Genomic DNA, 14,026 nt, shown 5'->3' with positions numbered 1-14,026 from the left:
CACCCCCGTGCGCTTCGACGCCGGTCACGTCGCGCGGCTGCGGGATGTGGGTCTCGACGACCTCGCGATCGTCGACCTAGTCAACTCCGGGGCCTTCGTCAGCTGGGCCAACCGCCTCATGCTGAGCCTCGGCGAGCCGACCGACGCCGGGCGTCGCCGAGCCCGCCGCCGGGCTCAGCCCGACTGAATGAGAGCGGATCAGGCGGATCGGAGAGGTCGCCGTCGGTGGTTCAGCCGGTGGGGCGGAAGTTGATGGAGGTGGTGTCCATGATCCAGCCGCGGATCGGCTGCTTCTCGGGCGGCGGATGATCCGGTGCGGGGATCTCATCGGGGATGTCGCGTTCGATGGGCAGTCCGTGGCGGTTGGTGAACCGCAGCCCGGTCGGGGTGCCGGGATCACCCTCGATGCTGAACTCTCCCTGGTGGTGTTCCCGGTGATGCCTGGGACACAACGAGATCAGCGTGTCGATGTCCGTGGCGCCACCCTTGGACCAGTGGTACAGGTGGTGATTCTCCAGGAATCCGGTCACGTTGCAGCCCGGGAACCGGCAGCCACCGTCACGGTCCTCGATCAACCGGCGGGTGCGTTCGGGCACGATCCGCATGCTCCGGCCGACGGAGACGGGCTTCGCATCCCGGGTCCACACGGGTTTCAGGGTGCCGTCGCAGGTCAGCTTCTTCATTAGCCGCGACGGCAACGAGCCACGCTTGTTCAACCACCCGTTCCCGTCCGCATCCAGATGCACCAGCACCCGGTAATGCTCACGGCGGGACGCCGGCCGGGTCTGGTGCAGGCTCCGGGAGGCGCACTCGACGAGCCCGTCAGCCAGGGTCGCGTCGGGGTCGCCGGCGGTGAACAGGGCATCCTTGGCTTCACGGATGGCCTGCTCCACCAGCGCCCCGTCCAACGGGTTCGCGTCGAACCGCAGCACGAATCTGCCATCACGCAGCCCCATCTGCAGTCTGGGTGCGTCGTCGACCGGCGCCACGGGGTCGGGAGGATCCTCGACCGGTCCGGGGGTGCCGGGCTCGAACAGGTACTTCGGCAACACACGGCGCAGCTGGGACACGGTCGCTGCCTGCACGAACTCGGTGACCGATTCGGCATACTCGGCCGGCACATGTCGGGCGACGACGACCATCTGGTCCAGGCTCACGGTCCCCCGCGCCAGGCGGGCCTCCAGCTCGGGGAAGTCGCCCTTCCGGCGTGCCACGGCCACGATGTCGGCCGCATGCGCGGGTGAGACGGCCGTCATCAGCTGCAGCCAGTGCTCAGGGGATCTGATCCCGCCACCGGACCAGCAGTTGGTCTCCAGTACCTCGACCATCAGGCCCACCAGATCGGCGTTGAGTTGCGCGGCCTGACCCGCGATGACGCCCGCGCGCTGGGAGGCGACCTCCCACGCGTCGGCTCCGGCGTCCCTCAACGAATCCATACCTAATCGTACACCCGTACGAATACCGGGACAAGGGTTTCCGCCCCCGAAAACCGTTCAAAGTCCGGCCGTTCCGCCCGGCATCCGCGACCTCTCCAACTAGGTCGCGAGATCACCACTCGAGACCGGAGGACCCAGACCCGCCACAACCTCGATTGCGATGAGCCCGCAATCCTCCGGCTACTTCGCTCCGCTGAAGTGCTCGTAGAGCATGGCGGGCAGGGCCTTGGACAGCTCGGCCAGCAGCGCAGGGTCGTGGAAGATGTCGTCGACCAGCAGTGGGGTCTGCTCGCGGACGTCCATGAGGACGTCCATGAACACCTTGCCGAGGGTGGGCGATTCGGCGAACTGCTGCGGGGTGTTGGCCACGGCTTGTTCCGCAAGCCCTTGGTGGTGGGCGAGGTTGACGACGATGTTGGACATGGCGCCTGCGACGACGTCGGTGCCGTAGGTGTCGCCGAAGCGTTCGTTGAGTTTGGCGATGATGGGTTGTTTGACTCTCAATATCGGCGGCCGGCGGAGAGCCGACCGTCGAAGGTGATCTCGAACGCGTTCAGGGCACCCTTCCAGCGCTGCGTCCAACGTGCTCGTCCCTTGCCGGTGGGGTCCAGCGCCATCACAGCGAGGTAGACGCACTTGAGCGCGGCCTGCTCGTTGGGGAAGTGCCCGCGGGCCTTGACGGCTTTGCGGATCCGAGCGTTGACCGACTCGATCGCGTTGGTGGTGCACACGATCCGGCGGATCTCCTTGTCGAACTGCAGGAACGGGACGAACTCCGGCCACGCGTTCTCCCACAAGCGCACGATCGTTTGCGGCCACACGTTCCCGACCGACTCGGGCAAGCCTTCCAGCCCGTCGCACACCAGCATCAACACGTCCGTCACGCCGCGGTTCTTGATCTCGGTCAGCACCTGCTGCCAGTACTTGGCGCCCTCGCCGGCGTCACCGGCCCACAGCCCGAGGATGTCGCGGTGGCCGTCGACGGTGACCGCCAACGCGACGTAGATCGGCCGGTTCGCGACCTGCCCGTCACGGACTTTGACATGGATCGCGTCGATGAACAGCACCGGATACACCGGGTCCAGCGGCCGGTTCTGCCACTCGCCCATCGAGTCCAGGACCTTGTCGGTGATCGTCGAGATCGTGGTCTTCGACACCTCAGAGCCATACACGTCGGCCAGATGCGCCGCGATGTCGCCGTGGGTCAGCCCGCGAGCCGACAGGGACAACACCACATCCTCGATCGCCCCCAGCCGCCGTTGCCGCTTCGCCACCACGACCGGCTCGAACGACCCGGCCCGATCCCTCGGCACAGCGATCTCGACCGGGCCGGCCTTCGTCAGCACCGTCTTCGACCGGGTCCCGTTGCGGGCGTTCTCGCTGCCCTCGACCCGCTCATGCTTGTCATAGCCCAGATGCGCGGTCATCTCGCCCTCCAGGGCCGACTCCAGGACCAGCTTGGTCAGCTGCGCCAGCAGCCCGCCCTCGCCCTCCACCGACAGCCCCAGCCGCTGCGCGTCGCCCACGAGCTGCGCCACCAAATCCTTGTCCACCAGCGGGGCCGTTCCCGTCGCCGTCACCTCGTCCTGGACCTCCATCACGACCGCCTCAGCGACCGGTTCAACCTGCATCCTCATCGGGTACCTCCTACGTCGGAGTTACACCGGAAAACGTACAGTCCCTCCTCCTGGTGAACCGGGATGAGACCGCCCTGGACAGAGCAGTAGGGGGCTGGCTAGCGTGGCGGTTGAAGGGTGACGATTGGTAATCGCGTCAATGGAGAGCGGCTGTGAAGTACCTGAGGCATGGAATCGCGTTTGCAGTAGTCGTAGGAGTATCGCTGACGCCCCTCGCGGAGGCTCAAGCTGACGAGTCTTCAGTAGGTTCCTGTGGTGCAGTGTTCGAGCAACATGGAGACTTGGCCCTGCTGCGCACGCCCCAGGGTGATGTGCCCATTACTGGAGACACGTCCGATCCGTTCTATACCACATATTCGGATAGTGGCGACATTTATCGGGTCGAAGTGTGGCGAGCAGACGCGACTATGACGGCGCCCTCCTCCGAGGAACTCGAGAGCTTGGCAGAAGAGTCCCTGCAGGGAGCTGGTGCCCCAAGCGTCGGTGAAGCCGAGGAGTCAATCGATCTGACTGCCGTCTCTGTCCCCGAAGTCTCGCGGATGGTGGCAGTCCGTGTGACCGGGCCTGACTCCTCTGAGTTGAGCGTGTACGACGCTGCGGGAACAGGGGCCACCTGCACCACTGCTCCAGTTCGGCTGACAACTGATGTAGAACTGACGGCGCTCGATGGAAGTCGCTTCATGTTCACCTCTGACCAGCCGCAGCCAAGCGGCAGGGCGGCGAACGACTGGAACCTCTACTACCACCGCACGTTCATTCCGGCCGCAAAGGCCAACTCTGTCGTCTGCGGTGTATTCAAGGGTGACAACAGGACATGGTCCACAAGTCTGTCGGCTTCCCACCGGACTCAGGTCACGGCCCGTATCGATTGGGCAGCGAAGAAGTTCACGATGACCCGGCTGGTGGGTACGACACACCGTTTGGCCGAGGGCGGTTTCGGTGCGGCCAGCAAGACTGCCAGTGTCAGCGGCATTAAGATTACTGGAGTCTCTGCGTCTTCGACCTACGGACGTTTTGAGATCACGCATTCTGTCGGCAATCCGCTGTGCTCGCTCGCCGGGCCCATTTCCTACCATGAAGTGGTCTCCATGTACAAGACGGGAGCGCTGTCGGTCCAGGGGTCCGGAGTTCAAGTCCCAAACCATGAGTGGTACGCAATGAAAGCGAATGCCTCAGTTCGGACGATCCAGAAGACCACAGCAAAGGACTTCTTCTGCCTGAGTGTAAACTGCGGCAATTTACAGATTCTGAAGAGTGTCGCCTGAATGCGTATCTTGAGAGGTGTAGCAATCGGTGCGTGGGGGATTGTCTCCGCTGTGCCAACGGTTGGTTGGTACGCTTGGCCGGTCATCGCTCTCTGCGTGGTCTGGGGTGTGATCTATGCCATCAGGCCCCCCAGCCTAAGCCTCGCACTCGCTCAGGCCGGGTGCACTTTCGTGGCTGTGGCGTTCAGGATCGAACTTCTGTACCAACCTTCTTGGGGTGGACTGCTCTGGTCGCTGGTGTTTGGAACGCTGTTTTTCGCACTATGGATGACTCCTGTCGGGATAATCTCGAGCTACCTCAAGCAGGGAACCCCTCGGGCGAACCCCTGATCAGGGCTGTCATCGCCCTCCATTAGACCCGGGGCGAGTCACCTCGTAACTGAGCGACCGCGGAGCCCCGGGCCTGCACGACCCGCACGCCCGGGGCTCCGACGAAGCGGTACCCGACGCCGCGGACGGTGGTGACGACGTTGTGCCAGTCGCCGAGCCGGGCCCGGAGCCTGCGCACGGTCACGTCGACGACCCGCTCGCCGGACGGCGGCTCGCCGCCCCAGACCTCGTCGAACAGGGGCCTTCGGGCGGACCGTGCCGGGTGCAGCGGGACGACCTGCGTCTCGGCGGCGGGCAGCATGGCCGACAGCTGCAGGCGCAACGCCTGGGCCACGCGGGGAAGGGTCGTGCCGGCGCGGCGCGCGTCCTCCTCGGTAAGGGTGACGGTCAGGACGAAGCCGGTTGGATGCGAGGGGGTGGGAGTGCCCATGGTGTCGCTCTCGATGCTGAAGACCCGGACCTCCGGGTCGGTGTGCTGAAGAAGGGGGCTCGCCGAGACAGCCCGGGGCAGGGGAGGGTTTCAGCGACAGCGGCGACACATCATCGCGGCAGCAGCGGCGACGGAGCACGGCAGCGCGAGAAGAGCGGTCATGGCGGCGATGCTAACCCGGGAACCGGGCCCCACCGCTGGGTGCCCGGGCCTGTTTCGCGCCCGGCGGAACCCCGTCGGGTGCTCGCTCAGCCATCGATGGACGGCGGGAGACACCACAAGGGGTGACTCGTGCAAGATGGGGGCCATGGCCATCTTCGACGTCCCCCTCGCAGAGCTCCGCACCCGCGGCACCATCAAGTGGCGCCGCTTCGAGGCCGACGTCCTGCCGATGTTCGTTGCCGAGATGGACGCCCACCTGGCCCCCGCCGTCCGCGCCCGGCTCGAGCGGGCCCTCGCCGAGGGCGACACCGGCTACCCCGAGCTGCCGGCCTACCAGGAGGCGCTGGCGGACTTCGCCGCGTGGCAGTGGGGCTGGGAGTTCTCGCCGTCGGACGCGACGCTGGTCACCGACGTCGTCACCGGCATGCGCGACGCGCTGATGGCCGTCACCGAACCGGGCGATCCCGTCGTGATCAACTCCCCGATCTACCCGCCCTTCCGCGGCGTCAGCTATGACCGCACGATCGTCGACGTGCCGATGCTGGACGACCGGCTGGACCTCGAGGGTCTCGCGGAGGCCTTCGAGGAGCACCGCCCCAAGGCGTACCTGCTCTGCTCGCCGCACAACCCCAACGGCACCATCCACACTGCCGAGGAACTGGCGGAGGTCGCGCGGCTGGCCGACCGGTTCGGCGTCGTCGTCATCTCCGACGAGATCCACGCCCCTCTGGCCGGGGCCGCCCACACCCCGTACCTGGCGGTGCCGGGGGCACACGACGCGGTGATCGTGACCTCCGCGTCGAAGTCGTGGAACCTCGCGGCACTCAAGGCCGGCCTGATCGTCGGATCGGCCTCCGTCCGCGACCGCCTGCGGCCGATGGTCTCCGACGGCGCGAGCTACTTCGGCGTCCTCGCACACGTCGCCGCGCTGGCCGACGGCCGCGACTGGGTCCGCGAGGCCGCCGACGAGATCGAGGGCAACAAGGAGTTCTTCGCGGCCCAGCTGGCCGAACACCTTCCGGCACTGAGCTACACGCCGCTGCCCGGCACGTATCTCGCGTGGCTCGACTGCTCGCCGCTGGGGCTGGAGAGCCCCGTCGACCACTTCCACCAGGTGGCCAGGGTGCGGTTAAACGCGGGCAGGGACTTCGCGCCGTACGCGCAGCAGTTCGTGCGCGTGAACCTCGCCACCAACCACGACATCATCGCCGAGGCAGTCTCCCGGCTTGCTGCGTCGGTCTCGTAACCGTCACGATCGCCCCGGACCCGCGTGTGCCATCGCGCGGACCTCGTAGGCTGGGGCAGGAAGAGAACCGAGGAGGAACAATGGCGCTTCCCGAGGCTGCCTGGCGTGTCACGTACACCCCGGGAAACTGGCTCGTGCTGTCCGGCCCCACCACCCTCGTGGTGATGCTGCCCGCGCCGGCGCGCGCCTCCGGACTCGTCGCGGACCTGTGGACCGCGATCCTCTCGGCGGGCTCCGTCGAGGCACTCGTGAGCCTTGTCCATGAGGTCGGGCTGGACGCCATGCCCCACCTGGGCGCGTTCTTCTGGGAAGGCGGGACACTGCACGGCCTGACCCGCGGCGACGTCCGCGTGCTCGACGCTGACACGGGCGCCGTGGCGCTCGAAGGCAGCGGGAGCATCACCTGGCGCGAGGAGGACCTCGGCGCGGAGCGGCGCCTCAGGATCGACCTCGAGCCCGCCGCGGGCGACGAGGTGCTGCACCTCCCGCTCGTGGTCGGCGCCGTCTGTGTCTCCTCCCTGGAGCTGAGCACGGTGGACCGGGTCGTCTTCCCGGTCGCGGGGGGAGACCCTCTTGCGCCGGTCGTCGCCGCCGTCCCGGCCCCCGAGCAGCCCGTCGAGGACGCCCCGACACCGGCCTTCGAACCCAAGCCGGAGGCCGTCGACAGCGCCGAGGACCTCACCGACCTCGACCTGGGCGCCCCCGACCCGGCGGCCGCCATCGCCGGCGTGCCGATCCCTGCGCCCGCCGTCGTGCCCCCGGCCCCGGCCCCGGCTCCGGTCGAGGCGGAGGCGGAGGGCGGCACGATCTTCTCCACGGGCCTGGCGGCCACCCACAAGCCGCCGACGGCCGATGCGGACGGACAGGTCCTGGCGGTGCCGTGCGCCAACGGGCACCCCAATGCCCCCGGCACCCGCACCTGCCGGCTCTGCCAGGCCCCGGTCGACTCGTCCAACCCGCGGGTCATCCGCCGCCCGGTGCTGGCCGGCGTCCACACCAACGGCGGCGACTTCGCCGACATCGTCGCCGGCGTCGTGATCGGTCGCGCGCCCGATGCGGCGCACGGCCCCGCCGGGTCGAGGCTGCTGCGGGTCCAGAGCCCCAGCAGCGACATCTCCCGCAATCACCTCCTCGTCACCACGCGTGACTGGAACGTGCACGTGACTGACCTCAACTCCACCAACGGCACGATGGTGCTTCCCGTCGGGGAGGCGCCCTTCGCGCTGCGCGACGGCGCCTCGGTGCAGGTGGAGATCGGCACAGTTCTGGATCTGGGCGACGGGGTCTCCGTCCGCATCGAGCCGCCCCGAGGCTGACGGATGCAGCGGCGTGCGCCTGAGGGGGACAACGGACCACGACACGGCGGGGGCGAGCGGCACCTGCCGCGGCCTCTGCGTCTTCTCGATCGGTTTCTGAGGCGCCATTGGCAGGGTCTCGCCGTCTCTCTGGTCGTCGTCGCGCTCGGCGTCGGCGCGTTCATCAGCCCCGGCCTCGTGCAGGCCGACGTCCGCCTCGACGAGGGCACGGTCTACGGCATCAAGCGGGACTCCGACATGGTCGGCATGGTCAACGCCCAGATCGACCAGCTGGCCTCCGCGACCACCGTTGGCGACACGCAGGTCGAGCTGCTCCAGTACGAGGACACCGTGCTGCTGCACCTGCCGCAGTCCTCCAGGCTGACCACCTTCAACCCTGGCCGGAACACGCTGGGCAGCCTGACGCAGCTGCCGAGCAACGCCGACGTGCAGCTCGTCGGCGACCAGCTGCTCGTCTACAACCCCAACAACGGCCGCGTCTGGCACGGCGACGTCGCGACCGTCCTCGACTACGATTTCCAGAAGCAGACCGCCGACCTTGAGGTCGGCGAGAACGGCGTGGCGACGCTAACGACCGACGGCGACGTCATCGGGCTCGACCCGAACCGTTCCGTGCTCGTCAGGGCCTCCGCCGACGGCGAGTCGACGGTGGAGACGCCCCTGCCGTTCGAGCTCGATCCGGTCGTCGTCGACGTCGAGCTCTCTGCGGTCGGGGACCGGGCCGTCGTGCTCGACCGTACGTCGGGCCGCATCTGGGTCGAGTCCATGGACCGCGCCTTCGACGTGTCCGGCGCCTCGACGGCGCGGCTGGCGGCGCCCGCAGCCGACGCGCTCGGCGGTGAGGACGGCACCCGCGCGCTCTACGTCACGCAGGCCGGTCTCATCGCCCTCACATCCGACGGACCCCGCTCACTGTCCGGGCAGCTGGACGAGACGCCCGTGTCGCCCGTCCAGGTCGGCGACTGCGTCTACGCGGCCTTCCATTCAGACGGGGTCACCTTCGTGAAGAAGTGCGTGGGCGAGGATGCCTCCGTCACCCGGCTCGACGACCTGACCACCGACGGCAGCGCCCTTTCGCTGCAGGTCAACCGCGGCGCCGTGACCCTGAACGACGCGGCGAACGGCACCATCTGGCTGCTGGACAAGGGAGTGGTCATCCTGCCGGTCGACTGGGAGGCGGTCGCGCCCGTGCAGGAGAGCGACGAACTCGACTACGAGGACGGGGACTCGGACGTCGTGCCCGACCGTTCGCAGGAGAACCGGGCACCCATCGCGAAGGACGACACGCTCGCCGCGCGGGCCGGGCGCTCCACCGTGCTCACCGTCCTCGACAACGACACCGACCCCGACGGCGACGTGCTCAGCATCTCCGCACCCGGCAGCATCGACGGCGCCACGCTCGAGCCCATCCGCGACGGCGCCGGGCTGCAGATCACGCTCCCCAACGAGGCGTCCGGCACCTTCACCTTCACCTACACCGTCGATGACGGGCGGGGCGACACCGACTCCGCCGAGGTGACCGTGCGCGTCGTCGACGCCGACATCACGAAGGCGAACAGCGCGCCGCACAAGTTCGAGCGGGCCCAGCCGCTCGAGGTGCAGCTCGGCAGCCGGAGCATCACCAAGCGCGTGCTGCTCGACTGGCGTGATCCGGACGGGGATCCGCTGATGCTGCTCAGCGCCACGATGGACCCCCGCTTCGAGGACATCGTGCGGTTCACCGCGGACGGTCAGATCACCTACACCGATGTCGGCAAGACCACCGGCACGAAGATCATCGAGGTCGTCGTCACCGACGGCCGGGACTCCACCACCGGCGAGCTGGTCGTCGAGGTGTCGGAGGACCCGGTCGCACCGGTGGCATTCGGCGACTTCGCAACGGTCACCGTCGACCAATCCGTGACGGTCGAGCCGCTCGCCAACGACGTCGGCGTGGACCTGACCCTCAGCGAGGTCACCACCGACTGCTCCGAGTGCACGCTGGAGCCCAACTACCGCGACAAGACGTTCGCGTTCTCCGCGCCGAAGGCCGGCGAGTACTACGTGACCTACACCGTCACGAACGGGCAGATCGGGACGGGGCTCGTCCGCATCGACGTGCGTGGCACCGGCACGAACCAGGTCCCGATCGCGGCCCTCGACGTCGCGCTGCTGCCGCCCGGTGGGTCCGTGCTGGTGGACCCGTTGCTGAATGACACCGACGCCGATGGCGACGTGCTCGTGATCCAGACATACACGGCGCCGGGCTCCCTCGAGGTCGTGATGGACCGGCGCCACCTCATGACCATCTCCGCCCGCCACACCCCCGACGCGCCCACCAGCATCACCTACCGCGTCTCCGACGGCAGCCATTCCGTGCTCGGCACGATCGTGGTGATCCCGACGCAGGCCGTCGGCAGCACGGCACCGAGGGCCGAGGACGACGAGCTGGAGGTCAGGGCGGGTGCGTCCGCCCGCGTCGACGTGCTCACCAACGACACCTCGCCCATTGGACTCGATCTGACCATCGGAGAGCTCACCGAGAACCCGCTCGGAGAGCAGGCATGGATCGACGGCGACACCGTCCGGGTGACCGTGCCCGCCGGCACCCCCGCGGGGACCAGGACCATCAGCTACACCGCCGTCGACTCCGAAGGCAACACCGGGACCGCGCGGCTCGCGCTGACGGTCGTCTCCGAGGACGCCCAGAACGAGGCGCCGGCCCCCCGCCAGGTGGTCGACCGTGTCCTCGCAGGCACCACGACCCGTATCGCCATCCCGCTCGACGGCATCGACCCGAACGGCGACGCCGTGCGCCTCATCGGACTGGGCTCCGGCCCGACGCTCGGCCGGGTCCTCGGCGTCGGCGAGGGCTACCTCACGTACCAGGCCTACGAGGAGTCCCAGGGCACCGACACGTTCTCCTACGACGTCGTCGACTCGCTCGGCGAGCATGCCCGCGGCGAGGTGCGCATCGGCATCGCCCAGCCGAGCCGCACCAACACGCCCCCGGTCGGCGTGATGGACGAGATCACGGTGCGCCCCGGCAGGCAGGTGCAGATCGCCGCGCTGGCCAACGACTTCGACGCCGACGGCGACACGCTCGGTTACGCCTCCGACGACCCGGTGGAGATGGACGACGACATCTTGGCCCGGCTGGTCGAAGGCAGGGAGATCGTGCTCCAGGCACCGGCCAGGGAAGGCACCTACGTCGGCCGTTACGACATCGTCGACGCCCGCGGGGAGCTGGCGTACGGGGACATCCGCCTCGTGGTGGACAAGGACGCGCCGCTGCTGGCTCCGGTCACGCGCGACGACTCCGTCGCCGTGTCCTCCCTCATCGACCGGGACTGGGTCGAGGTCGACGTGATGGCCAACGACTACGACCCGGACGGATCACGCGATCAGCTGAGCATCGAGGTCCCCGACTACGGCGCCGACGAGGACTCCTCCGCGCGCCTCGTGGACGGCGCCAAGGTGTCGATCCCGGTCCTGGACCGCATGCAGCAGATCCGCTACGTGCTGATCGACGGCGACGGGAACCGCACGAACTCCCTGATCATCGTGCCCGGCAGGGGCGATTCCGTGCCTGTCCTCAAGGACCCCGACCAGACCCTCGACGCCGTGGCCGGCCAGCCACTCGAGATCGACGTCAACAACCTCGTCGCAGGCACGCGGGGCCGCGACGTGCGCCTGACGACCGAGTCGAACCTGTCCGCCACGCATGGGCGCCTGATGGCGGCAGGCGAGGCCAAGGTCATCTACGTCCCCGACGAGAGCTACGACGGCCCGGCGTCGGTGGTGTTCGAGGTCACCGACAAGGTCCGTGAGGGCGACACGTCGGGGGAGGCGGCATTCGTGTCGATCCCCGTGACGGTGCACCCGGCCCCCAACCGGCCTGAAGGGAGTGAGGATGAGGACAACGCACGACTGAACCTGCCCCCCACCCTGGCCGTCGACACGCCGGTCCTGCGCGTGGGACCCGACGAGGGCGAGTCGCGCCTCGACCTGCTTGCGCTGTTCCGGGACCCGGAGGGCGACACGATGTTCGTCAGCGGCGCGCTGACCGCGGGCCAGGGCGACGCGGACCTCGACTGGCGCACCGAGGGCGACCGGCTCTACGCCAGCGCCCCCATCACGGCCGAGCCCGGCAGCTACCGGGAGGTCAGCGGCGTGGTGGTCGACGCGATGGACAACGAGACGCCCTTCACGGTCTCGATCCAGGTCACCGCCTCCACCAGGCCGACGGTGACCGTCGCCACCGACGTGGTCGAGAAGGCCGTGGCCGGCGAGCCGATCACGATCCACCCGCTCGCCAACGACCGCTCCAATCTGCTGGGGGACCAGTCGCTTACGCTGCTCGGCGCCACGCGCCTGAGCGGCGAGGGGACGCTGAGCTACGACGCCGAGAAGCAGACCGTCACCATCACCCCCTCCGGCGACTGGCACGGCGCCTTCACAGCCAGCTACACCGTCAACGACGCCACCGCAGACCCGGATCGTCGCGTGGACGGCACCATCCGGGTGACGGTGCTCGACGTGCCCGGCCAGCCGTCGACCCCCTTCGAGGGCGTCGCGGGTGACGGGCAGGTGTCCGTGAAGTACCTCTCCGGTGGCGACGGCGGCACCGATATCACCTCCAGAGTGGCGACGGCCTCCTCTCCCGGCCTGGCAGACCGGACGGCCGAGTGTGGGGTGGGGGTGTGCACCGTCACGGGGCTGAAGAACGGCGTGCCCTGGCAGATCTCCGTCACCGAGATCAACGAGGTCGGCCCGTCCGAGCCGTCGAAACTCTCCGCCGCCGTGATCCCCGACGCAGTGCCGCTTGCGCCGTCGAAGCCGTCGGTGGAGTTCGGCGACGGCGAGCTCACCGTCAGCTGGACCCACGACCCGCAGTACTCCTCCAAGCAGGGCGGCAGCGCCATCGCGACCTACATCGTGCGGCTCCTGGACTCGGGCGGCCGGGAGATCGGCAGCCCCGTCGAGGTCAAGGCGCCCACGAAGACCTACACCTGGAAGGGCCTCACGAACGGCACCACGTACCTGTTCACCGTCGAGGCGAGGAACTCCAACCCGCAGAAGGCCCTGACGTCCCCGCCGTCGGCCACATCCACGCCCGAGCACCCCAACGGCAAGCCGAGCGGCAACGTCACCCCGGAGGTCACCGCCATCCGCGACGGCATCGGCGGCGGCTTCTCGGTGACCTTCGAGCGTGGCGACGTCAACACCAACGGCGACGCGATCGACTACTTCGTCGTCACCCCCGTCACGGCCGACGGCGAGAGCACCGCCAACGCCGAGCGCGTCGAGATGGGCGCCGCCACCGGCAGGGTCACGGCCGAGATCCACGGCATGGGCCAGACCCCGACGAAGTTCTCCATCACGGCGGCCAACCGCTCCGGCGAGGCGAAGGTCGGCGGCACGTCGGCCTACACCATCTCCTACCCGCCGCCCGAGGTCACCGCCGTCAAGGTCACCCCGGCGGACGGGGCGCTGCAGGTGAAGCCGTCCACCAACATCAAGGGCGACGCCGCCACGTTCGAGTACAGCCTCGACGGCTCTACCTGGGCCGCGCTGCCCTCGGGCGGGACCATAGGCGGCCTCGTCAACGGCCAGCAGTACACGGTCTCTGTCCGAGCGCTGGTGGAGGACATGACGTCGGCCGCGCGGACCGCCGACCCCGTCCGGCCGCGCTCCGACCGGCCGAACCCGCCCACGCTCAGCACGGAGCGGGTGCTGCGCGACTTCGAGGAGATCCAGATCGACGTCAACGCGATGACGTGGGAGAGCACGGGAGGCTGGGATCCGTCCGGCTACAGCTTCTGCAGCCGCAGCAGCGACTGCGACCCGACCGACCCCGGCCGCGTGCGCAAGTTCGAGCCGGGCGAGTGGGGCACGCTGCGCTGGAAATACGACGGCTTCAGCACGTCCAGCATCTCCGTCGACCTGACCGGCTACCCCGTCGAGGAGCCGGACTACGACGGCGACACGCTCGGTTTCCGATTCCCCTACGTGCAGACCGGCAGCTGCACCGTCACGCTCGACGGCGGAGCGGACTCCTTCACCGTCGACATCTCCGGCGGGGAGCTGTACTACAGCGGGACCCCCACCTACACCATCTCCGAGGGTGACGAGGACGTCAAGGTCACGGCCACCACGGCGCAGGTCACCTGTACCGCGAATGGAGCCAGCAAGCGCTTCGGCACGGTATGGCGCTAACCTCGC

General features: G+C 68.6%; 9 protein-coding genes. 5 read left to right on the top strand and 4 right to left on the bottom strand.

The window, feature by feature from the left end; genetic code table 11:
- Positions 1 to 7: 7 nt before the first annotated feature.
- A complete protein-coding gene (locus tag QH948_RS12570; RefSeq protein ID WP_281144696.1) occupies positions 8 to 187 on the top strand; it encodes a carboxymuconolactone decarboxylase family protein in 180 nt (59 codons plus the stop codon).
- 43 nt (positions 188 to 230) lie between these two features.
- Here QH948_RS12570 and QH948_RS12565 read toward each other — a convergent pair whose 3' ends face one another.
- The 3 genes from QH948_RS12565 to QH948_RS12555 form a co-directional block, all read right to left on the bottom strand.
- Positions 231 to 1,436 (bottom strand): HNH endonuclease signature motif containing protein, encoded by a 1,206-nt coding sequence (locus QH948_RS12565; RefSeq protein ID WP_281144695.1) that lies wholly within the window; start codon positions 1,434 to 1,436, stop codon positions 231 to 233.
- 180 nt (positions 1,437 to 1,616) lie between these two features.
- Positions 1,617 to 1,940: a hypothetical protein gene (locus QH948_RS12560; protein ID WP_281144694.1), complete on the bottom strand. Its 324-nt coding sequence runs from the start codon at positions 1,938 to 1,940 to the stop codon at positions 1,617 to 1,619.
- Complete coding sequence (locus QH948_RS12555) at positions 1,937 to 3,034, bottom strand: IS256 family transposase (RefSeq protein ID WP_281146200.1); 1,098 nt, start codon at positions 3,032 to 3,034, stop codon at positions 1,937 to 1,939. The genes QH948_RS12560 and QH948_RS12555 overlap by 4 nt, the downstream gene beginning before the upstream one ends.
- 320 nt (positions 3,035 to 3,354) lie before the next feature.
- Between QH948_RS12555 and QH948_RS12550 the strand changes: the two genes are divergently transcribed.
- On the top strand, positions 3,355 to 4,338 hold the full coding sequence (locus tag QH948_RS12550) for a DUF3238 domain-containing protein (RefSeq protein ID WP_281144693.1): 984 nt from the start codon (positions 3,355 to 3,357) through the stop codon (positions 4,336 to 4,338).
- Between the two features lie 352 nt (positions 4,339 to 4,690).
- On the opposite strand, the gene QH948_RS12545 is transcribed toward QH948_RS12550, so the two are convergent.
- On the bottom strand, positions 4,691 to 5,098 hold the full coding sequence (locus QH948_RS12545; protein WP_281144692.1) for a winged helix-turn-helix domain-containing protein: 408 nt from the start codon (positions 5,096 to 5,098) through the stop codon (positions 4,691 to 4,693).
- A gap of 307 nt (positions 5,099 to 5,405) precedes the next feature.
- On the opposite strand from QH948_RS12545, the gene QH948_RS12540 reads away from it, so the two are divergent.
- The 3 genes from QH948_RS12540 to QH948_RS12530 all read left to right on the top strand — a co-directional run bounded on the left by QH948_RS12540 (position 5,406) and on the right by QH948_RS12530 (position 14,020).
- Positions 5,406 to 6,506 carry a MalY/PatB family protein gene (locus tag QH948_RS12540; RefSeq protein WP_281144691.1) on the top strand — a complete coding sequence of 367 codons (1,101 nt, stop codon included), beginning with the start codon at positions 5,406 to 5,408 and terminating at the stop codon, positions 6,504 to 6,506.
- Between the two features lie 80 nt (positions 6,507 to 6,586).
- On the top strand, positions 6,587 to 7,822 hold the full coding sequence (locus tag QH948_RS12535) for an FHA domain-containing protein (RefSeq protein ID WP_281144690.1): 1,236 nt from the start codon (positions 6,587 to 6,589) through the stop codon (positions 7,820 to 7,822).
- Positions 7,823 to 7,825: 3 nt separating this feature from the next.
- Entirely contained in the window at positions 7,826 to 14,020 is a 6,195-nt protein-coding gene (locus tag QH948_RS12530) for an Ig-like domain-containing protein (protein ID WP_281144689.1), read from the top strand.
- The last annotated feature ends 6 nt before the right edge of the window (positions 14,021 to 14,026 follow it).

This window comes from Tessaracoccus lacteus, assembly GCF_029917005.1.
In the GTDB taxonomy this organism is placed as follows: Bacteria; Actinomycetota; Actinomycetes; order Propionibacteriales; family Propionibacteriaceae; genus Arachnia; species Arachnia lactea.
This window is presented reverse-complemented; position numbering and strand designations above follow the sequence as displayed.

What these genes read in the sequence shown, in the direction of transcription:
- QH948_RS12555 (WP_281146200.1), bottom strand. Translation starts at nt 3,034, where the DNA reads ATGGAGGTCCAGGACGAGGTGACGGCGACGGGAACGGCCCCGCTGGTG.
- QH948_RS12540 (WP_281144691.1), top strand. Translation starts at nt 5,406, where the DNA reads ATGGCCATCTTCGACGTCCCCCTCGCAGAGCTCCGCACCCGCGGCACC.
- QH948_RS12535 (WP_281144690.1), top strand. Translation starts at nt 6,587, where the DNA reads ATGGCGCTTCCCGAGGCTGCCTGGCGTGTCACGTACACCCCGGGAAAC.
- QH948_RS12565 (WP_281144695.1), bottom strand. Translation starts at nt 1,436, where the DNA reads ATGGATTCGTTGAGGGACGCCGGAGCCGACGCGTGGGAGGTCGCCTCC.
- QH948_RS12530 (WP_281144689.1), top strand. Translation starts at nt 7,826, where the DNA reads ATGCAGCGGCGTGCGCCTGAGGGGGACAACGGACCACGACACGGCGGG.
- QH948_RS12545 (WP_281144692.1), bottom strand. Translation starts at nt 5,098, where the DNA reads ATGGGCACTCCCACCCCCTCGCATCCAACCGGCTTCGTCCTGACCGTC.